Source organism: Sorangium sp. So ce887 (assembly GCF_051521455.1).
Taxonomy (GTDB): Bacteria; Myxococcota_A; Polyangia; order Polyangiales; family Polyangiaceae; genus Sorangium.
In genome coordinates this window covers 9455689-9475059 of the sequence record NZ_CP150354.1, presented here as the reverse complement: position 1 = coordinate 9475059, position 19371 = coordinate 9455689, and the positions used below count along the sequence as shown (strand labels likewise).

The 19371-nt window shown below is 69.2% G+C and carries 17 protein-coding genes; 11 read left to right on the top strand and 6 right to left on the bottom strand.

Features of this window, described 5'->3' with window-relative positions:
- The first annotated feature begins 108 nt into the window (after window positions 1-108).
- Window positions 109-1008 (top strand): hypothetical protein, encoded by a 900-nt coding sequence (locus WMF36_RS35420; RefSeq protein ID WP_437575229.1) that lies wholly within the window; start codon window positions 109-111, stop codon window positions 1006-1008.
- Window positions 1009-1267: 259 nt separating this feature from the next.
- Here WMF36_RS35420 and WMF36_RS35415 read toward each other — a convergent pair whose 3' ends face one another.
- Complete coding sequence (locus WMF36_RS35415; RefSeq protein ID WP_437575228.1) at window positions 1268-1903, bottom strand: hypothetical protein; 636 nt, start codon at window positions 1901-1903, stop codon at window positions 1268-1270.
- A 267-nt stretch (window positions 1904-2170) separates the two neighbouring features.
- Window positions 2171-3331 carry a Kelch repeat-containing protein gene (locus WMF36_RS35410; protein ID WP_437575227.1) on the bottom strand — a complete coding sequence of 387 codons (1161 nt, stop codon included), beginning with the start codon at window positions 3329-3331 and terminating at the stop codon, window positions 2171-2173.
- Between the two features lie 208 nt (window positions 3332-3539).
- On the opposite strand from WMF36_RS35410, the gene WMF36_RS35405 reads away from it, so the two are divergent.
- A complete protein-coding gene (locus tag WMF36_RS35405; RefSeq protein WP_437575226.1) occupies window positions 3540-5063 on the top strand; it encodes a choice-of-anchor L domain-containing protein in 1524 nt (507 codons plus the stop codon).
- A gap of 199 nt (window positions 5064-5262) precedes the next feature.
- Here WMF36_RS35405 and WMF36_RS35400 read toward each other — a convergent pair whose 3' ends face one another.
- Window positions 5263-6933 (bottom strand): response regulator, encoded by a 1671-nt coding sequence (locus tag WMF36_RS35400; RefSeq protein WP_437575225.1) that lies wholly within the window; start codon window positions 6931-6933, stop codon window positions 5263-5265.
- A gap of 1336 nt (window positions 6934-8269) precedes the next feature.
- Window positions 8270-8452: a hypothetical protein gene (locus tag WMF36_RS35395; RefSeq protein WP_437575224.1), complete on the bottom strand. Its 183-nt coding sequence runs from the start codon at window positions 8450-8452 to the stop codon at window positions 8270-8272.
- 41 nt (window positions 8453-8493) lie between these two features.
- Here WMF36_RS35395 and WMF36_RS35390 point away from each other — a divergent pair, with 41 nt between their 5' ends.
- The 3 genes from WMF36_RS35390 to WMF36_RS35380 all read left to right on the top strand — a co-directional run bounded on the left by WMF36_RS35390 (window position 8494) and on the right by WMF36_RS35380 (window position 12890).
- Window positions 8494-10791 carry an FG-GAP-like repeat-containing protein gene (locus WMF36_RS35390; RefSeq protein WP_437575223.1) on the top strand — a complete coding sequence of 766 codons (2298 nt, stop codon included), beginning with the start codon at window positions 8494-8496 and terminating at the stop codon, window positions 10789-10791.
- Between the two features lie 423 nt (window positions 10792-11214).
- Window positions 11215-12405 carry an AraC family transcriptional regulator gene (locus WMF36_RS35385; RefSeq protein WP_437575222.1) on the top strand — a complete coding sequence of 397 codons (1191 nt, stop codon included), beginning with the start codon at window positions 11215-11217 and terminating at the stop codon, window positions 12403-12405.
- A gap of 74 nt (window positions 12406-12479) precedes the next feature.
- On the top strand, window positions 12480-12890 hold the full coding sequence (locus tag WMF36_RS35380) for a transposase (protein ID WP_437575221.1): 411 nt from the start codon (window positions 12480-12482) through the stop codon (window positions 12888-12890).
- 319 nt (window positions 12891-13209) lie between these two features.
- Here the strand turns inward: WMF36_RS35380 and WMF36_RS35375 are convergent, their stop codons facing one another.
- Window positions 13210-13443: a hypothetical protein gene (locus tag WMF36_RS35375; protein ID WP_437575220.1), complete on the bottom strand. Its 234-nt coding sequence runs from the start codon at window positions 13441-13443 to the stop codon at window positions 13210-13212.
- A complete protein-coding gene (locus WMF36_RS35370; protein ID WP_437582060.1) occupies window positions 13386-13697 on the bottom strand; it encodes a hypothetical protein in 312 nt (103 codons plus the stop codon). The genes WMF36_RS35375 and WMF36_RS35370 overlap by 58 nt, the downstream gene beginning before the upstream one ends.
- Here WMF36_RS35370 and WMF36_RS35365 point away from each other — a divergent pair.
- From WMF36_RS35365 to WMF36_RS35340, 6 genes are all read left to right on the top strand, one after another.
- A complete protein-coding gene (locus tag WMF36_RS35365) occupies window positions 13590-14507 on the top strand; it encodes an ATP-binding protein (protein WP_437581991.1) in 918 nt (305 codons plus the stop codon). The two genes, WMF36_RS35370 and WMF36_RS35365, sit on opposite strands and share 108 nt — an antisense overlap.
- Window positions 14504-14974, top strand: a complete 471-nt coding sequence (locus tag WMF36_RS35360) for a mechanosensitive ion channel domain-containing protein (RefSeq protein WP_437575219.1) — start codon at window positions 14504-14506, stop codon at window positions 14972-14974. Before WMF36_RS35365 ends, WMF36_RS35360 begins: the two co-directional genes overlap by 4 nt.
- Before the next feature lie 134 nt (window positions 14975-15108).
- The gene (locus tag WMF36_RS35355) at window positions 15109-16554 is read left to right on the top strand and encodes a protein kinase domain-containing protein (protein WP_437575218.1); all 1446 of its coding nucleotides are present in this window, start codon (window positions 15109-15111) and stop codon (window positions 16552-16554) included.
- 65 nt (window positions 16555-16619) lie between these two features.
- Window positions 16620-17657, top strand: coding sequence for a hypothetical protein (locus tag WMF36_RS35350; RefSeq protein WP_437575217.1), 1038 nt, complete (start codon window positions 16620-16622; stop codon window positions 17655-17657).
- Window position 17658: 1 nt separating this feature from the next.
- Complete coding sequence (locus WMF36_RS35345) at window positions 17659-18999, top strand: hypothetical protein (RefSeq protein ID WP_437575216.1); 1341 nt, start codon at window positions 17659-17661, stop codon at window positions 18997-18999.
- Window positions 18996-19355, top strand: a complete 360-nt coding sequence (locus WMF36_RS35340; protein WP_437575215.1) for a hypothetical protein — start codon at window positions 18996-18998, stop codon at window positions 19353-19355. The genes WMF36_RS35345 and WMF36_RS35340 overlap by 4 nt, the downstream gene beginning before the upstream one ends.
- Window positions 19356-19371: the final 16 nt, after the last annotated feature.

The window sequence follows — 19371 nt, the reverse complement described above, 5'->3', positions numbered from 1 at the left end:
TGACGGGGCTTTTTCGCCGTGGCTCGCGAGCGGCAACGGACCACGCGGCGCCCGTGCTACCCTCCTCCCATGCGAGTAAGACTTACTCTGGAACACGTGGAGCATCCCATGTCCAAGCTCGCGGAGCTGGATGCGGTTCCAGCCGTAGGGGAGCATTTTCGAGCCGACCGAGAGCGGCGGGTCAGTGGCGTGCGGCTCGACGCAGAGCGCGGCGAGCACGTGGTCACGCTGGAGGAGGATGATTTCGACCGAGTTGTCTACGCCGACCCGGAAAAGCATTGGAGCCATCTAGATGCGATGACAGCCCGTGGGTGGGAGGTCGAGTTCGAGAGGTCTCTGCGAATAAACCTCATGCTCTCCTTCGTCCCGAGGCCAGACACGACGGAGGAGGCTCTCCGTGACGCGGCCGCAGTCACCGAGCGCGTTGCCGCGTTCTGGTCTAATCCTGGTGGCTGGCCTTCTCAGGAAACGCTCGATGCCCTCAAGGACACTCGCCTCGACTGGATGGCGTCACTCGCACGTGGTCTCGGGCGGCGTGTTGAGGAGGTGAGGCTTAGCCCAGACGACCCGGGGACCTTGATCATCGCATGGGTGCACTTGCGGGCTCTCACAGAGTGCTACCTACGCCTATTCCTGGTGGTGTTCCTCGCCGACTATGTCAAGAGTCCGCATGCCAAGAAGCGAGGCAGCAAGGTCGCCATGCCCGGCACCCAGAAGGTGCGGTTTGAGGACCTCCGCCAGTTCATGAACAAGGAGAACATCATTGATCGCCATGGTGGCTTCGTGGAAACCGTACAGCAACGCGGCAACGCGATACACCCGTTCTTGAACCGTGACATTGGCACGGCAGCGGATTTCGAGGAGTACGTCCGCGGGTTTATTCCGTTCATGCGCGAACTGGCGCGCGCGATGCCCATGCCACATGTCGATGAAGTGATATCGCCGCCTCCGGATGTAGGATGCTTGTCTACGCGTCCAATATCAGAGCGCCCTCCGTGGGACCGGTGAGGTCGGCCCGGCGATGCGACCGTCAAGGCGGCAGCGTGCCCATTGCTCAAAATTGAGCACTACCTCGCTCGAGGTCCTGGCCGGAGTTGCAACTCAGCCGGGCGCCTCGTCCGGCATCCTGGCCGGAGTTGCACCACCGCCGGCCGTCTCGGCGGACCTCCACCGCCCTCCCGGCCGGTTCGTTCTTGGGCGACACGGCACCCGGTCGTGCGCCGAGGAGACAAGAGAGGCCGTCAGGCCTCGTCGTCCCGAGGCAGGCTCAGGGGAGCTCCTCGATGTCCGAGGGCACCCGCGGGTTCACCTCGTAGTGATCGATAAACTGGCCGCTGAACCCGGTGATCTCCACGTCGTCCCCCAGGGCGATGCCGCTCACGTCGATGCCGGTCCCGGCATAGACGAACACAGTGACCTCGCCCGAGCCGTCGTCGACGTGGAACCGGTAGCCATACTCCCCGTCGTCGAAGACCTCGTCCACCACCGTGCCTCCGATGCGGACGAGGGTCCCCTCGGAATCCTCGCCCACGTCGCCCGTGTCGATCGGCTTGGCCGGGTGAACTGGATGGGAGCCGGAGACGGCGATGTCCGTGGGCTGGACGCCGAGGACCTCGCCGAAGCTGTTCTCCACCGTGCCGGTCACCACGACCACCTGGCCGAGCTCATAGCTCCCGCCCAGCGCGTCGTGGATATAGATCCCCGTGCGCCCGCGCTGGATGGCGAACCCCTGGTCGTTGGGCGCGAACGCGCCCGAGGGGACAGACACGACGCCCTTGACAGTGACGACCGTCCCCTCGGGCTGCGCCCGCGCGAACCGGATCGAGTTGCCCGCCGCGAACAGGGGCGCAGCGGTGATCAAGACAGCGATGAAAGCGGCGGCGCCGCGGAACAATGTACGCATGAAGATCTCCTCAATGGGCGGCCGACCGGGTGGGCAATCGTCGAGGCCCACCCGGCTGGACTTGACGCGCGGTAGAGCTCCGCGGGTCGCCGCCGGGAGCGGCACCCTGCGTCAGCACGTCCAGGGTAGCGACCTGGATCGTGATCCAGCTTTCGGAGGTGCAGGCTCTCGTGGTATCATGAGGAGGTCTCCCTGAGGCACCGCCTCATTGTTCCCCTGCTTCCGGGCCGGATCGTCCAGGCGTGAGCCCACCGGGCTCACTCGCGATCAGCCGCCGCAGCCGAGGGGGATCGTCAATCTCCACATGTCGTTGAGCAGCACCGGCGCGAACTCCGCTGTCGCTCCCCCGAAGATGTAGAGCTCGTAGGCCGTGGCGGTCCTGCGAGAGAAGTAGAACTGGCCGAACCTCGGCGCCGGCGCCGGCCCCGTCATCGCGGTGTCCACGCGCGTCCAGGTCCCTGTGTGGAGATCGAAGTACCAGAGATCGGACAGGGTGGACCCGTCGAACTGGCTGCCCCCGAAGAGCCAGATGCCGTCGCTGTGCTCATCGGCGATCAGCTTCGCGTTGTCACGGTGGCCCGGTCCGGCGGCCTCGTCGAAGACGAGCTCATCCCAGGTCTCCGTGTCGACGTCGAACATCCAGAGGTCGCCGAGGTAGTTCTCCGGCGTGAAAACGCCGGTCCCGTTCACGGCGTCGTTCGTGTATCCGCCGTAGACGAGCAGGGCGTTCCAGCCCTCGGCGTAGACGAGCGGATGGTGGGCTCGAGCGCGCGGGGCGGGCGAGCCGGTCGCGACCTGCTTCCAGCCGTTCTTGTAGCGGACCAGGTTGTGCTGGAGGCCGTCAGGGCGGTTGATGAAGGCCGGCAGCGTCGACGAAGAGCCCGAGAAGGCGTACGCGACGGTCTTGTGCTTCCCCTTCTTGCGCACGGCGACCGCCTCCGTGGAGCGGTTGGCGCGCCCGATCTCGGCCGCGCTCTGCGCGATCTGCGTCCACCCGTGCACCGGATCGAACCGGAACGTGTCCTGGTGCGTGAGGTCGAGCCCGCGCCGGAAAGGACCTCTCCCGCCGGAGACGATCAGCGCGTCCTCCTCGGCGACGCACCACATCATCGACTCGGCCCTGGCGGACGGCCCGCCCGGGTACTGGGCGAGGTCGTACCAGGTCAGCGCGTCGACGTCGAAGGCGCTGAAAGCGGCCACGGGCTCGTCATCCGGGTAGGTCCCGTTCAAACCGCCGAAGATGTAGAAGAGGCCGTCGTGATAGGCGCTCGCGCCGTCCCAGATGGCGTCGGGGACGGCGCCGCCCTGCGGAATCTCGGTCCAGTAGGGCAAGCTCGACTGGGCGGCGCCCGGGCGGATCCCGGCGAACGAGAGCAAGAGAGAGAAAGAAGCGATGAGAAAGATCCGAAGCTGAACGCTGCGTGTCATCCGGGCGACCTCCTTGTTCCAGGCAGCGGCGGGCTCGCTGGAGCAGGTCGCCGGTGGACCTTTCACGTTACCACGAGAGCCTGTACTTCCGAAAGCTGGATCATGATCCAGGTCGCAACCTCGGACGTGCCGGCGCAGGGTGCCGCTCCCGGCCAATCCGGGTGTAGGTCTCTATGTTGAGGCCACGGATCCACCTACGGAGAACATCATGAGAAATCTCGCGGCTACCTGCGCAGCGCTGCTGTGCCTCGTTCACGGGGGCAGCGCGTTCGGCCTCACCATAGGGACGACCGATGACCCCGGCGCGCTGACCTCCGCCTTGCTGGCGTCCGGGGGCGCGATCAGCGTGACGTCCGTGAGCTACAGCGGCGCGGCGACCGCTTCGGGCACGTACTCCGAGGGGCCGCTCGGCATCGCGGACGGCGCGATCTTGACGTCCGGGGGTGCGTCGCTCGCCCTGCCTCCTAGCGAACCATTCATGGTCAGCCAGCTGAATGGCCTGCCCGGCGATCCACTCTGCAACGCGCTGGTTCCGGGCATCTCGAGCTTTGACGCCGCCAAGCTGACCATCAACTTCGATCTCGCGCCGGGCTTCAGCGGGATCTCGTTCCAGTCCATCTTCGGGTCGGAGGAGTACCCGTTCTTCGTGGGCACCCCGACGTTCAATGACGTCTACGGCGTCTACCTGGACGGCGTCCAGATCGCCTTCGACGCGAACAACGCCCCCATCAGCATCAACGGCGGGTTCTTCAGCGGCGGGAGCGTGGTCGTGGCGCCGGCGACCGAGACCGAGTACAACGGATCGACGGGCCTCCTCACCACGCAGGCGCTCGCGGCGCCCGGCGCGCACGTGCTGGAGATCGTGATCTGCGACGGCGGCGATAACGCCGTCGACAGCGGGGTGTTCCTCGGCGGGCTGGGCGGCTGCGTCGGCGCTTGCACCGGCACGGTCGCCTGCGGAGACATCGACGATGACGCTGACGGCTACAGCTCATGCGTCGACTGCGACGACGCGAACCCGTCCGCGAACCCCGGGGAGCAGGAGGCCTGCGACGGCGTGGACAACGACTGCGACAGCGCGATCGACGAGGACAACGTCTGCTGCGTCGACGCCGATGCCGACGACGTCTGCGACCCGGTCGACAACTGCGTCGGCGTCGCCAACCCGGATCAGGCCGAGGACGACGGCGACGGGCTGGGCAACGCCTGCGACAACTGCCCGACCACCTCCAACGCGAGCCAGCTCGACGCGGACAGCGACGGCGTGGGCAACGTCTGCGACAACTGCCAGGCCACCTCCAACGCGAGCCAGCTCGACGTGGACAGCGACGGCGTGGGCGACGTCTGCGACAGCTGCCAGGGCGTGCCCGGCGCCCAGACCGACTCCGACGGCGACGGCCTCGGCGACATCTGCGACAGCTGCCCGGCAGATGTGGACAACGACGCGGACGGCGACGCTGTCTGCGGTGACGTGGACCTCTGCGCCGGCACCGTGCTCCCGGAGGGCGTCCCCACCGTGAAGCTCGGCGTGAACCGGTTCGCCGATATCGATGGCGACGGCGTGTTCGACACGGTGTCGTCGAACGGAACCGGCCCCGGCAGGACCTATACGATCGAGGACACCGGCGGGTGCAGCTGCGAGCAGATCATCGATGAGCTCGGCCTCGGCGACGGGCACGTGAAGCACGGCTGCAGCATCAGCGCCATGGACGACTGGCTCAACACGCACTGATCAACACGCACTGAACGAGCCCCCACCCCGGCGCGCGGCCACTTCATCGACGGCCTCACGGCGGATCAGGCCGCGGCGTGCAGGGCCGAGATCCTGAACTTCGCGGCGGCCCAGAACGTCACCTGCAACTCAGCCTCCAGCGCCCACGCGAAAGGCGCGCCGCCCTCCCCGGGCGGCGCGCGCGGGAAGCGAGGCTCGCCTACCCCCCGCCTGCCCCCGTGCCCCGCTCGAGCCTCGCGAAAAGGCTCGCCAGCTCGGCAGCCGACGCCACCCCGAGCTTCTCCATCCCCTCCGACCGGTAGAGCCGCACGGCCGACATGGAGATCCCGAGCTCCGTCGCGATCTGCTTGTTCAGCATCCCTCGCGCCACCCGCTCGCCCACCTCGCGCTGGCGCGGCGAGAGCGCCGCGAGCCGGGCGGCGAGCTCCTCCGCCTCGGCCCGGGCCGCCCGCGCCTCCGCGTCGCGGGCCAGGGCGCGCGCCACGGCTGCGAGCAGGGCCTCCGCGTCGAGCGGCTCGGCGAGGAAGTCCACGGCGCCCGCCTTCATCGCCTCCACGGCCACCCTCACGTCTCCGTCGTCGCTGGTGAAGACCACGGGGAGCGCGCACCCTTCCTCGCGCAGGAGGGCCCTCACCTCCAGGCCGTTCAAATCGGGGAGCTGGACGTCGAGCACCACGCAGCCCGACACCACCGCGCGCGCGGCCTCCAGGAAGGCGAGCGACGACGCGAACGCCTGCACCGCGTGCCCCGCCTCCTGGAGCAGCCCGGCCGCGGCCCCGCGCCAGGAGGGATCCCGGTGCACCAGGAAGACGGTCACCGCCTCCGCTCCTCGCGGGGACGGGCTCGTCGCTCTGGGCCGCGGGCTCGGCGGCGCCTCGGCCGCGAGGAGCCCGCGCCGCCTCGTCTCGGCCGGGGTCTCGCCGAACTCCGCGGCATAGGCGGCGCCGAAGCGCTCAACGCGCAGGTAGCCGGCAGCGTGGGCCACGCTCGCCGCCGTCTCGCCCGGCTCGGCCAGGAGCAGGCGCTCCCGCGCAAGAAGGAGGCGCCTCTTGCGGAGGAAGTCCCACGGGGGGGCGCCCCGATGGGCAAAGAAGGCCCCGTCGATCGAGGCCATGCTCGCGCCCGCGAGCCTGGTCAGATCGGCGGTGCCGATCGGGCCCTCCGCGTGGGCGTCGAGGTACTCCTCGACGAGCCGCACCATGCTCCGGCTCGACGGCGGCGCTGTCTTCTCCAGGAGGTGGGCGTGATCGTGGGGCTGCCCGAAGAGCAGCGCGCGCGCCACCGCCTCGCCGAGGCTGGCCATCACCACGGGGTGGCCGAGGGCTCGCCCGGCCTGCTCGGTCTCCGTGGAAAGGAAGCGGCAGAGCCGCGCCAGGAAGGTCCCGGGGCCGTCGGTGGTGGGCATCGACAGCGAGAAAGCAAGGGGCCCGCGGATGGCCACGCCGGTGAGCGCCTCGAGCTGCGCCTCGAGATAGCGGGCGTCGACGCGGAGGTTCATGGGGCGGGCCGGGCCCTCTGCGCTCCACTCGGACCGGGCCCCCGGCGAGAAAACGGCGGCGTTCCGGCCAGGGGCGATCTCTGCCGCGTTCCCCGACGAGGCCGCCCGTACCGAGCCGCCGGTCGCCAGGCTGACGGTGTAGCCCGAGCTCACGCCGCGCAGGCACATGCCGGAGGCGAAGGCGCCCGAGAAGAGGGCGACAGGCCCCATGTCGACGGGGGTGGCACGCCACTCGAAACGGTGACCGCGGCCGACGACGTCGGCGGTGAGGTCGCCGTAGACCGTCGCGAGGAGCACGCGGGCCGCCTCCAGATCGCGCGTATGAATGAGCGGAGGGCGTTCGAGCCCCTGGCGAGCGGATCGGTCAGGCATGGAGGTCTCGGGCAAGCTGTAAGGGGAGAAACGGATTCAGCATAGCGGATCGAGAGACCGCACCGCACACGCGCCACCCTCCGAGACTGGGATCCTCGTCTCGCGCTCCGGATCGGGCGTGCGTGCTCCCGCGGCCAGCAAATGGCGGGCCGTCCGCGTGGGAGGTCGCGGACGCCGACCAGGACCACTGCACGAGCTCGATGGTGCGGGGGCTCAGCAGCTCGGCCGGCTGCGGCGCCCTCGCCGCATTGTTCACGACGTCGGGCGCGCCTTCACGAGGTTGAGGCTCGCCCTCCGCAGTTGAAGCCTGCAGGCAGCAGCAGCGGGTGGCGGTTGGTGCGGCCACGCCGGCGATTACGTCCTCAGCACCGACCCGGTTTTCAGCCGGAATTGTTACACCGTCTTCCGTCTTCCGTGCTCGTCCTTCGTGCTTGCGCGATTCCCCGGAGTCAGCGCGCACGCGCATGGGAAAGACAGACGGAAGACGAGAGACGAAGGACGTCCGCATCAAACCCGAGCGAAAACCGCTCTAGACCTCGATGATAGGGCTCGACAAGCTGATGCTGGCCGCTTGCTGCCTCTTGAGCAGCTCGAGCTGCTCCCTCCAAGCTCCGCTCTTGCTTCGCCCGCTCGGTAACATTCTCAGCCGCGGCGTAGATCCGCTCCACCTTGTCTCCCCACGTGCTCAAAACGAGCGTGCCTCGTTTGTGGCACGTCGAGCGCTGGTGAGGTTCGCGTGATCCGCCGTGTCACTACAATGGAGGAGCGAGGCCGACTCTCCGAAGTTCACCCGAAAGGCGCGGTTTCGTTCGATGATCGTGCCATCTTCCTCGACCAGGGCCAGTGGTTCGGGACACGCATCGAATGCCGATCGAGGTCCCGCGTGTGGAAGGAAAGATGGTCGTCAACGCCCGCTGGCATCGAATCATCGTCGTCCATACGGGTACCAGCGTAACGCACTCGCATCACATGAGCGACGCGTTCGATTCAACCCTACCCCCGAGCGCACCCACAAGTGCGCTCATGGAGGCTTTCATCCTATCAACCTCTCCCCGCTCACCCATGCCCCCGCCGCCAGGCCCGTGGCTCGCGGCCTTTGAAGCCTAACACGGCGCGGGTATGTCCCGCTAGCTGGATCAAGATCCAGTGGCGTTCTGTTCCAAATCGTGAAAAACGCAGTCGTTCCGCACGATGAGGGGGCGCACTCTGCAGCTGAGGCATTCAGGCAGCAGCAGTAGCAGTAGCAGCGGAGCGCGACTGGGCCCGGGGGCTGCTCGTGCCCGGTACCGTCGTGTGCGCGGTACCGTGCAGACGGGCCCGATGAAGCGGTGTGCCCTCATTTCAGCGCGAGCTCAGCACGGGAGCCGGTGGCTCGTGCGGCGGCGCGCGCGAAACGCGGAAGACGCGCAGGGGCCTGCCTCGACATCACCTCCGCAAAGGAACTATTCACACTGGCATCAATCTTGAACTGGTTGAATTGGACGACCTGACATTTCTTCAGCCAGCGCAGGCTCAACATCGCGCGGCACCCCCCGCTTCAACAAAAATCGAGGAAAAACCATGAGATATCGCAAGAGATCTCTTTTCAGCTATCTGGCGATTCCGGCTTTCTCCACCCTGCTGCTCGCGAGCTGCACCAGCGCCGGCCCCTCCGCGGCCGACGGCGAGGATGACGACGAGGCCGTGGGCGAAGCCCATGACGCGCTCACCCCCGAGCAGTGCAACTACTTCGACGTCAACGGTACGGTCCAGATCTGCCACATGACCGGCTCCGTGACGAAGCCATACACGATCATTCGCGTCAATGAGCAGGCGTGCATCAACGCGCACAGCGGCCACGCCGGCGACTATGTCACCAGCCTCGACCCGAGCTCGCCGAGCTACGACCCGACCTGCGGCGGCCAGGGCTGTCTGGCTGTGAACGCGCCGTGCGACCCCACGGTGCCGTGCTGCGACGGCCTCACCTGCCAGAGCGGCACGTGCACCGATGTGAACGAGTGCGCCCTGGGCACCGACAACTGCGACGCGAACGCGGCGTGCACCAACACGGCGGGCGCCTTCACCTGCGCTTGCAACGCAGGGTACTCCGGCGACGGCGTGACCTGCACCGACGTCGACGAGTGCGCCCTGGGCACCGACAACTGCGACGCGAACGCGGCGTGCACCAACACGGCGGGCGCCTTCACGTGCGCTTGCAACGCAGGGTACGAGGGCGACGGCGTGACCTGCACCGACGTCGACGAGTGCGCCCTGGGCACCGACAACTGCGACGCGAACGCGGCGTGCATCGATACGTCGGGCTCCTTCACCTGCGCTTGCAACGCGGGGTACGAGGGCGACGGCGTGACCTGCGCCAACATCGACGAGTGCGCCGCCAACCCGTGCCAGAACGGCGGGACCTGCGTCGACGGCATCAGTAGCTACACCTGCGTGTGCTTGCCCGGCTTCAGCGGCGCCAGCTGCGAGACCGCCATCGACGCGTGCGCGCCCAACCCGTGCCAGAACGACGGGACCTGCACCGGCGGCATCAGCAGCTACACCTGCGAGTGCGCGCCCACCTACGAGGGGACCCACTGCGAGGCGTGCGAAGGCGGCCTCGCGGACTGCAACGGGCTCACGTCCGACGGCTGCGAGGTGAACCTCCAGAGCGACGCCTCCCACTGCAACGGCTGCAACCTCGCGTGCGCGGCGGGTGAAATCTGCTCGAACGGTGGCTGCCAGACCCCGCCCTCCGGCCAGGTCCCCGGTACGCCGATCAGCGTCTCCGATCCCCACAACCCGCTGGCTCCGGCGGTCGCCGATGTGAATGGCGACGGTAAGCTCGATATCCTGGTGGCCAACGGCGAATCCGGGTCGTTGCTGTTCGCCTCCGGGTCGCTCTCCGTTTTCCACGGCAACGGCGACGCGACCGTTCAGCCGGAGCTCTACACCACGGGCGCACCGCTTTCCAGCAACGCGGTCGTGGCGGTGGACGTGGACGGCGACGGGTGGCTCGACGCCGTCACCGTCGACGGCCAGACCAACCTACCCCTTATCAACGGGAGCATCAGCGTCTACCGAAACCTGGGCCCGAGCGCGCCCGGAACCTTCGGCACGCCGACGAGCTTCACCACCGGCAGCCCGGGCTCCGTCCACCTCTGTACCGGGGACTTCGATAACGATGGGGCGGCCGACATCGCCACCACCAGCGCGACCCTGAGTCGGGTCAGCGTGATCTTCGGCACCGGCACGGGCAGCTTCGGCGCGCCCGTGCTCATCCCCATCTTGTCCACCGGCGGCGTGCAGTCGACCATCGCCTGCCGTGATCTGAACGGCGACGGCTTCTCCGATATCGTGGTGACGAGCCCCGCCTCCGCCCGCCTGTCGATCCTCATCAACCAGGGCAACGGCTCGTTCGCCGCACCGGTCGCCTACACCAACTCCGCCAACGGCCAGACGGCGGGCATCGCCTTCGGCGACGCCGACGGCGACGGCAAGCTCGACATCCTCTCGAACGGCGCGGCTGGCCGGTACCTCTTCTTCTTCAAAGGGAACGGCAACGGCACTTTCGCGAGCGGCGTTCAGTCCGCCGCCGCGGCCACCACAAGCGCCAACTCGGCGCTGGGGGTCGTGGCCAGTGATTTCAACGGCGACGGCAAGCTCGACGCCTACATCCTGGTCACCACGTCCTCGGGCGGCGTCCGCCCGATGACCGGCAACGGCAACGGGGCCTTCACCTCGGGCCCCGTCGTCCCGACCGGCGCCTCGCCCGGCCTCAACGCCATCGCCGCCGCGGACCTGGATGGCGATGGGTACGACGATCTCGTCCTGACCAACAGGGGATCCGGCACCCTCACCGTGATCCCCAACGGACTCTGACCCGCCTTTTCGCCCTTACGCTGCGTATCGTCCGGGAAGTCTACTGACGAGACCGGCCGGACTGGCACGCAGCGGTCCCTGAAGCTCGGCGGCGCGACTCACGGTCTCCCCCCTCCCGCAGGCACGTTGTAGGATGTCTGTGAGGTGGGGGGAGAAAGCGCTGCCTTGAGATTGCCTTGAGATCGCCTTCCCTGGCGCACAGTCACCCGCTTCAAGGCTTGAGACGGCCGACTCGGCCCCCGAGTTGCCCGCTGCAACGCTTGCATCAAGCGTTGCAGCGGGCCGCCGGCTCACGCGTCCGGCGCGGCCTCCGTCTGGCCGGTCGACGCGCCCGCTGGCGCGTCCGGCTTCACGCCGTTCAGACACGTCATCGAAACGTCCCCGATTTTCAGTCCGATGTGTGCACCTGCATGGTGAGGCCTGATGTTACCCGGTCAAGGGGCCGGGGAGACCACCCGCTGCACGGCGGAATGGCTGAGCTTCGCCATTGGAGGCGGTTGCCGTTTCACGCGAGAGTCGGCGGCTATGACTCGCGCCAGATCCAATCCAGGTCTCGACCAACCACCGCCGATCCACCGCGATCCGGAGCCCGCTCGGGGGGCCGGTCACGCGGCGGCTCCGTCCCTCTCGGTCTCGCGAATCCATCTCAGCACCTCCGATCCCGACGAGCTGTCCCCCGCCTTCGCCCGCCTCTGCCCGGGAGTTGCGCTCCGGCCCCTGGAAGGAACCGCTTTCAGGTGCGAGCTCAGTATAGCCACGGTAGGTCCCGTGAGCTTCGTGACGACGGACTGGGCCCTCGGCGGTCGGCTGGACGCGGCCACCCTGCAAGATCGTTACGCGCTGGGGCTCGCCCGGGAAGGCAGCAGAGACACCGAGGTGGAGGTCAGGAGCAAGCGCCTCTCGATGACCCATGGCAAACGGGCTATCCTTTTCGTGCCAGAACGGCCCGTGAAGATCCAGATGCCGGCGGGCGGCAAAAGGCAAAGCCTCACCGTCCTGCGATCCGCGCTCGAGGCGCACTTCGCCATGCTCACGGGCCACGCGCCGCGCGAGGCGATCCTGTTCGAGCCCGACGTGGATCTCACCGGCGGCGGCGGCGCGACGCTCCAGGGGATCGTGCGGTTGCTCCGCGAGGAGCTCGCGCGCCCGGCGCTCTCGCCCTTGGTCCGGCCCCAGTTCTGCGATGCGCTGCTCACAGCGCTCGTGACCATCCCGCGCCACACGGGCTCCCATCTGCTCGAGCTCGCGCCCCCGCGGGTCGCTCCAGCGGTCGTGCGCCGGGCCGAGGAGTACATCGCCATGCATGCGCGCGAAGCGATCACGCTGGCGGACGTCGCCGCCGCCGCGGGGGCGCCGGCCCGCTCGCTCCAGGCGGCGTTCCGCGCGGCGCGCGGCATCACGCCGATGGGGTTCCTGAAGATCCGGCGGCTCGAGCTGGCGCGCCAGATGCTCCTCTCCGCCCTGCCCGAGACGACGGTGGCGGGCGTCGCCGGTGCGATGGGCTTCCGCAGCGCGGGGCGGTTCAGCGTCGACTACAGGAAGCACTTCCGCGAGAGTCCGTCCGAAACGCTCTCCCGCCGCCGTCCGACCGGGCGATCACGCGGCGTGCGCTGATCAAAAAACGCAAGCTGATCGAAAAGCGCAACGATGATGCGCTGCGTCTGTCATGGCCATTGCGAGACGCCGTCATGAAGGCTCTTTCATGGATCGAAGCGCACATCGACGCGCTTTCGCGCTGGCTCGTCGAGGCGGGCACGCGTCTGCTGGGGCTGTCCGGCAGGGGCGAGGCGCAGAGCTTCGCGCCCTCGGATCTCGTGAAGGTTGCCTCCCAGCTCGCCCAGGATCTGCGGCGCGACGTGGACCTCCTCCGCGAGATGCAGCAGCGCTCGGAGCGCAACGCCGTCGCCGTGTCGCCCCGGACGACCGTGACCCGAGCGGCGCGGAAGCCGCGGTTCACGGAGCGCGAGATCCACGAGATCCTCGCGCAGGCGAGGAGGGGCAAGAGCGTGCACAACGTGTGTGACGAGCTCGGCATCTCGGCGAGCACGTTTTACCGCTGGCGGTCGCAGCACACGGGGCGCCTCGTGGAGAGCGGATAAGTCGAGCGGCCGGAGCGTGATCGTCGTGGACCGTCAGGCGCGCAAGCGCGCAGGGATCGCGCGGAGGGCGAGGGGCGCGGCGGCGGCCTCGCTCCTCGCGGGCGCCCTGGGCTACCCGATGGGCGGCATCACGGCGGCCGCCGTCACGCCTGACGCGGCGGCGGCGGCGACCGCAGACGGGGGCGCGTCGTGCCGAGACGCCGCCGCCGGCGCGCGGCGGGGGCGGGTCGAGCAGCTCGTCGTCGCGGCGCGGCCGAGCCCGCACAGCAGCGCGGAGGCCGGCGCGCTGTTCGGGCAGGTGATGGGCGAGCTGCGCGCGCTACGGCCGGAAATCGAGGCGGACTTCCGCGAGGCGGCCGCGCCGCCCGGCGTCGAGCGGCTCACCTGCGCGCTCGAGGACGAGGAACAGCTCGATGCCGCGCGGGTGCTGCTCCTGTCGCGGCTGCCCGAGGGCATGCGCGAGGAGGCGCTCGGCCCGGGCCGCGCCGGCGTCGATCAGCTCCGCGCGGAGCTCTTTCGCATCGGCGCGCGGGCGCGGTGGTACCGGCTCCACCGCGACAGCGCCGCCCAGGAGAGCCGCGCGGCGCTCCGCGACCCGTTCGTCGTCACCGCGCTCGCGTACCGCGCCATCCTCGTCCTCGCGGTGATCGCGCTCGCCGTGATCGTGACCCGGCGGAGGCGCCGCTGGATGGACGCCGCCTGGCCCGTGATCCTGCGCGTGGTCCGCAGGGCGCGCGCGCAGCGCGTCCTCGAGAGCGCGCGCTCGATCCTCGCGACGTTCTCCGGCTCGCTCCTCCTGCTCGCCACGATCTGGGGAGTCCACCGGGCGCTCGGGCCGGACGCCGCCGCCGTCCGGGAGGTCGAGCTCGCCTACGGGATGCTGCTCTGGTACGCGCTCTACCGCCTCGCGCTGGCGGGCATGCTCGTTTCAAGGCGTCGCTCGCCGCGTGGAAGGACAGCCGCCGCATCGGCTCGCTGCTGCTGGTCGGCGGCGCCGGATCGGGGAAGACGACGTGGCTCGTGGCGGCCGAGCGCGAGGCGTCGCCGGTCCCGGTCATCCGCGTCTCGCTCGACAGGCGGCAGCTCACCGCCGCCGACGTCATCGCCACGCTCGGCAATGCGCTCGACGCGCCCCCCGAGGCGCGCACCGGCGTCGAGGCGTTCGCCGCGTGGCTCCTCCTCCAGCCGCGCCGGCTGCTCGTCCTCGACGACCTGGAGCACCTGTTCCTCCGCGGGCTGGAGGCGTGGGGCGCCTGGGAGGCGTTCCTGGAGATCATCGAGCGCTCAGCGCCCAGCACCTTCTGGCTGTGCGCGATCGCCGATCACCCCTATCGCTACCTCGTCTTCGCGCGCGGCGGAGCCACGGTCTTCCGGACGATCGTGCACCTCGCGCCCTGGTCCGAGCAGCGGCTCGCCGAGCTCCTCACCGCCCGCACCCGGGCGAGCGGTTACAGCGTCTCGTACGAGGACCTCGTGATGGACGACGACGAGTCCGTGGATCGCGCGCAGAGCGAGCTCAGGACCGAGCGCGATTTCGCGCGGCTGCTCTGGGACTACGCGCAGGGTTGTCCGCGGGTCGCGCTCCACTTCTGGCAGCGTCGGTCCTCGCCGGCGTGACGCTCATCGTCGATCGCCCCTTCCAGGTCGGCGGTCGAGTCAAGTTCGATGCGTTCTATGGCGAGGTCACGTCGATGGGTCTGCGCTCCGTGCGCATGATCACCCTCGACAACCACGTCGTCACGATACCGAACAACAAGTTCCTGACCGAGGCGGTCGCGTCGGCCAACCACGGGCGGCTCGACATGCTGATCCCGGTGGAGTTCTTCATCAGCTCCGCGCAGGACATCGCGATCGCCAGGCGCATCGTCGAGGAGTGCATCACCAGCAACCGCTACGTGTTCCTCGGCAGGCCGTGGTGCGTGGTCACGAGCCAGATCCTGAGCGAGGTCGCCACGGTGCGCCTGGTCGCCAAGGCCTATGTGCTCGACGTGAAGTACGAGGCGGAGTACGCGACCACCCTGACAGAGCGGGTGCTCGCGGCGTTTCGCGAGAAGCACATCGCCCTCCCCGGCGAGCCCGGGTGAGGAGGGGACCGGCCCGCGTCGTCATCTCCCCCGGGGTTGCGGGGGTCGCCAGCGAGTTTTAGGGCGGCGGAGCGCACGCGAGCCCGTCAAGCGACGCTTGACCTCCCGGAGCCGCTGAGACCACATGGCGAGCCATGACCAAAGCCCCGGTCCGGCCCGGCGACCTCCTGGCGGGCAAGTACCGCGTGGAGCGTCTGCTCGGCGCGGGGGCCATGGGGGTCGTCATCGCGGCGGTCCACGTCGAGCTCGGCCAGCGCGTCGCCGTCAAGTTCATGCGCTCGGCCCACCACGTCACCGCCGACGCGCGCGAGCGCTTCTTGCGCGAGGCGCGCGCGGCGGTGCGGCTGCGCAGCCAGCACGTCGCCCGCGTGTTCGACGTCGGTACCCTCGAAGGCGGGGCGCCGTACATCGTCATGGAATTCCTCGAAGGGCGTGATCTCGCCGCATTGCTTGTGGAGAGCGGGTCGCTCTCGCTCGACGACGCCGTGGAGTACGTCCTACAAACGTGTGAAGCCGTCGGCGAGGCGCACGCCGCCGGGATCGTGCACCGCGACCTGAAGCCGGCGAACCTCTTCGTCACGCAGGACGTCAGCGGCTCGCCGTGCATCAAGGTCCTCGACTTCGGCATCTCGAAGATCAGCGGGCCGGATCTCGCCCTCACCGACGACGACCAGCAGCTCGGCTCCCCCTACTACATGTCGCCCGAGCAGATGAACTCGTCGAAGGACGTCGACGCGCGCACCGACCTCTGGGCGCTCGGCGTCCTCTTGTATGAGCTCATCGCCGGGCAGACGCCGTTTCACGCGGAGAGCTTGGCTGAGTTCTACGGGCGCATGCTCGCGGCGCAGCCTACGCCGCTCCGCGAGCGCCGGAGCGACGTGCCCCCGGAGCTCGACGCGGTGATCCTGCGGTGTTTGGCGCACGATCGTGAGCAGCGCTGGAACGACGTGGCAGCGTTCGCCGGCGCCCTCGCGCCTCACGCGCCCGCGCGAGCGCGGGGCTATCCGGAGCGGGTTTCGCGGGTGCTCAACATGCCGCGGTCGCCTTCGTCGGGAGCCAAGGACGCGCCGAGGTCGCGCCGCGTGGAGGTCTCCCCGCCGCCGGCGAGCGCCGAGCCAGCAGGGCCGATCGCGCTGCGCCCGCCGAATTCCGTGGCGGAGACAGCGCTCACCTCGTCCTCGCCCAGCAGCGCCTCATCGCCCTTCGGGGTGCCGCTGGCGAAGCCGCGCTATCGGGTTCCCCTTCTCCTCGCCGGCGCGTTCGTCGCGGGCGCTGCGCTCGCGGTGATCGCCGGGCGGGGGCAGGAGGGGGCGCGATCCCCGGCACCGATAGGCCCGCCGGCGGCCTCCTTCGGGGCGCCGAACGCGGCCCCAGCCGCGCCCGTTGAATCCCAAGCTCCCCCCCCGGCGGTCGCCTCTCACGTCGCGAGCGCGAAAGCGCAGGCGGAGCCCACCTCGCCTTCGCCGGCGGCGACGGCCACGCTGAAGGCGGCGAGGCCCCCCCTGCGGGCGAAGCCCCCGGCCAAGACCCCTCCCACCCCGAAGCCTGAGCCAGCGTTCTCGTACGACGAACGGCGCTAACCGTTGGGACAACGACGCGGGGTGCCGATATAATCGGATCGGTGCATGGCCCAGGCCCGATGCGTATGAAGCGCAGTGTCATCGCTGCGAGTGCGCTGATCCTATCGTTGTCGTTCGCGCCGCGCGCCCTCGCGGACCCGACCGCCGAGGACCGGGCGGCCGCCGATGTGCTCTTCCGCGAGGGGCGCGTGCTCATCAAGCAGGGCAGGCACGCCCTGGGGTGCTCGAAGCTCGCCGCCAGCCAGAAGATGGATCCGATGGCCGGGACGCTGCTCGCCCTGGCGGATTGCTACGAGCTCAATGGTGAGACGGCGAGCGCCTGGGCGACCTTCAACGACGCCGAGGCGATGGCGCGCAAAGCGGGCGATCGGCGGCGCGCGCAGGAAGCGGGGCGGCGGGCGGGCCTCCTCGAGCCGCAGCTCTCGAGGCTCGTCATCGAGGTGGCGCCGGAGGCCCGGGTCGAGGGGCTCGAGGTGCGGCGCAACACGAAGCCGCTCGATGCGGCGATGTTCGGCTCGGCGATCCCGGTCGATCCGGGCGAGCATACGATCGAGGTGGTGGCGCCTGGCAAAACGTCATGGAGCACGAAGGTGCTCGTCGAGCCGAAGCCAGGGCAGAGAACGGTACGCGTCCCTCTGCTCGAGGACGCGCCCACGCCAGAAGCGCCCGCCGCGCCCACGCCAGAGCGGGTAGCGCCCGCGCCTGCGGCCACGAGCGCCGCGCCCGCGGCGAGCTCGTGGAGCGCGCAGCGGACCGTGGGGCTCGTGCTGGGCGGGGTGAGCTTGGCCGGGATCGCGGTAGGCGCTGTGTTCGGTGTCGAGACGCTCTTGAAAATGAGCGAGGCGCGTAACCGGCACGGGTGTACCAACGACGACCCTCCCCGTTGTGACGCCGAGGGGGTCAAGCTCCATCAGGACGCCAACACGACCGCCAACATCTCCAACGTGGCGTTCGCGGCGGGAGGCGCGGTGCTCATCACAGGCCTTGTCGTGTTCCTGACCGCGCCGTCGAGCGACGCCATGCCGCCGACGGTGCTCGAGGTGCGCCTGGGGCCTGCGACCCGGGTGGGAACAGCGGGGCTGTCGTTGCGAGGTAGTTTTTGACATGCGCCAGATGCGACCCTGGGGGCTCGTCATTGCCGGGGGCGCTTTGCTCGTCGCCGGCTGCCAGATCATCGCGGGCGTGCGCACCGACGCGGAGCTGAACCAAGAAGGCAACGGCGGCGAAGGGTGCAGCGTTTCTTCCGAGTGCCCGAGCGGCCTCTGTCAGGACGGCGTCTGCAAGCCGGCCGAGGCGAAGTGCGCGCTCGACCTCGAGCCGTTCGACATCCTCACGTCCGAAGACCTCGGCGGCCATGAGGTCGACACCTCCTCGCTCGTGCTGGCGAGCGGACCCGATCACGTATTTGTCTCGGTCATCGACAAGACTGCGAGCCGGCTCGTGATCGGGACGGTGCACGAGATCGGGGAGCCAGCCGGGTCCAAGACGGAGTTCCCCTTCACCAACGGCGCGGCTTTCGTCACCGGCCGCGAGTCGGAAGGGCAAGTGATCCTTCAGGGCCGGGTGGGGTACGAGATCGGGCAGCTCGTCTTCCCCACGACCGCCGACGGCGTCTCATCCAAGGGGACGTTCCAGCGGTTTCCCGCGCTCGCACCGGCGTGCTCGAGCCCCAACGTGGCAGCGTCGATGGCGTTCGTCCAAGCGGGCGACGAGACCCTTTACGCCGCGACCTGCGCGGCGCCGGGCGGCTCGACGCGAGCGCTCGTCGTCGGTGGATCGGCCGAGTCTGCGCCGACCCTGGTGGCCCAGGGCCCACGTACCGATGCCTCGCTCAACGTCCACTACTACACGGTCACGAACGGCCAGCACCTCCTCCTGTTGGATGACAACGCGACCGGAGAAGCGTTCTTCAGGACGGGCGCCTCGACCGCCGATCTCGGCGTGGCGCACCAGATCCAGTTCAGCCCATCTCCTGACGAGGTGGAGTCCTTCTTTGGGGCGTTCCCGCTGCCCGAGGGCGATGGGGTCACGCTCTTGATAGCGCACCTTGTTCCTCCGCCGAGGCTCGCTCTCTCGGCGGAGATAGGCGTCGTGAAGGACTTCTCGTCGCTCGTCCAGGTCCCACCGCCCGGCTTCACCCCTGTCTTCAAGCTCCAGAATGTAAACCAGTATAACCCCCCGGGCCCCGTGGCGAGCGACGGCGAAAACGTGTATTTAACGTTGGTGCCGCCCCCTGGGAAAAGCGTGAACCTGGGCTGGTTTACGCGAACGGGTGAGAACGTGCTCCCCAACCAGCTCATCTTCTCCCTTCCGGACGGCAGCAGCGCGCAGATCCTCGGCTCGACCGTCGCGCAGCTCGGCATCAAGCTGCTCGTCGCCTGGATCGAGCAACGCGACGGTGCCTACTCCGTGCGCGGTCGGCGGCTCATCTGCACGCTGCAATGAAGCGCCAAGCGGCGTGGTCAGCTGAACGGAGTACGCGGAGCTACGTCGCCACCGTCGCCTGCGCCGACGCCGAGGGCAACCCGCTGCCGCCGAGCTACGAGCCCCAGGTCGGCAGCATCGCGATCGAGCGCACCGGAGCGCACACCGCTGCCGCCACCGACGGCGACGGCTGCACCTGGACCTTCGCGGTCCACGGCAACACGGCGTTGCTCGACCCGCCGGCGCAGCGCTGCGGCCCGCTCACGCTCCATCACTGGGCCCTGGCCGGCGACGGCGGCCACGCCTTCGAGGTCCGCAGCGGCGAGCGCGCCGGCTGCCGCGTCCTCCTGACCATCGGCGAGCGCACCCGCCCGTAGGAGCGCATCCGGCTAT

Bases quoted from the DNA above. Each gene is read 5' to 3' on its own strand.
- WMF36_RS35385 (WP_437575222.1), top strand. From the start codon at position 11,215: ATGTTACCCGGTCAAGGGGCCGGGGAGACCACCCGCTGCACGGCGGAA.
- WMF36_RS35390 (WP_437575223.1), top strand. From the start codon at position 8,494: ATGAGATATCGCAAGAGATCTCTTTTCAGCTATCTGGCGATTCCGGCT.
- WMF36_RS35420 (WP_437575229.1), top strand. From the start codon at position 109: ATGTCCAAGCTCGCGGAGCTGGATGCGGTTCCAGCCGTAGGGGAGCAT.
- WMF36_RS35395 (WP_437575224.1), bottom strand. From the start codon at position 8,452: ATGTTGAGCCTGCGCTGGCTGAAGAAATGTCAGGTCGTCCAATTCAAC.
- WMF36_RS35400 (WP_437575225.1), bottom strand. From the start codon at position 6,933: ATGCCTGACCGATCCGCTCGCCAGGGGCTCGAACGCCCTCCGCTCATT.
- WMF36_RS35405 (WP_437575226.1), top strand. From the start codon at position 3,540: ATGAGAAATCTCGCGGCTACCTGCGCAGCGCTGCTGTGCCTCGTTCAC.
- WMF36_RS35355 (WP_437575218.1), top strand. From the start codon at position 15,109: ATGACCAAAGCCCCGGTCCGGCCCGGCGACCTCCTGGCGGGCAAGTAC.
- WMF36_RS35410 (WP_437575227.1), bottom strand. From the start codon at position 3,331: ATGACACGCAGCGTTCAGCTTCGGATCTTTCTCATCGCTTCTTTCTCT.
- WMF36_RS35380 (WP_437575221.1), top strand. From the start codon at position 12,480: ATGAAGGCTCTTTCATGGATCGAAGCGCACATCGACGCGCTTTCGCGC.
- WMF36_RS35415 (WP_437575228.1), bottom strand. From the start codon at position 1,903: ATGCGTACATTGTTCCGCGGCGCCGCCGCTTTCATCGCTGTCTTGATC.
- WMF36_RS35345 (WP_437575216.1), top strand. From the start codon at position 17,659: ATGCGCCAGATGCGACCCTGGGGGCTCGTCATTGCCGGGGGCGCTTTG.
- WMF36_RS35350 (WP_437575217.1), top strand. From the start codon at position 16,620: ATGAAGCGCAGTGTCATCGCTGCGAGTGCGCTGATCCTATCGTTGTCG.
- WMF36_RS35340 (WP_437575215.1), top strand. From the start codon at position 18,996: ATGAAGCGCCAAGCGGCGTGGTCAGCTGAACGGAGTACGCGGAGCTAC.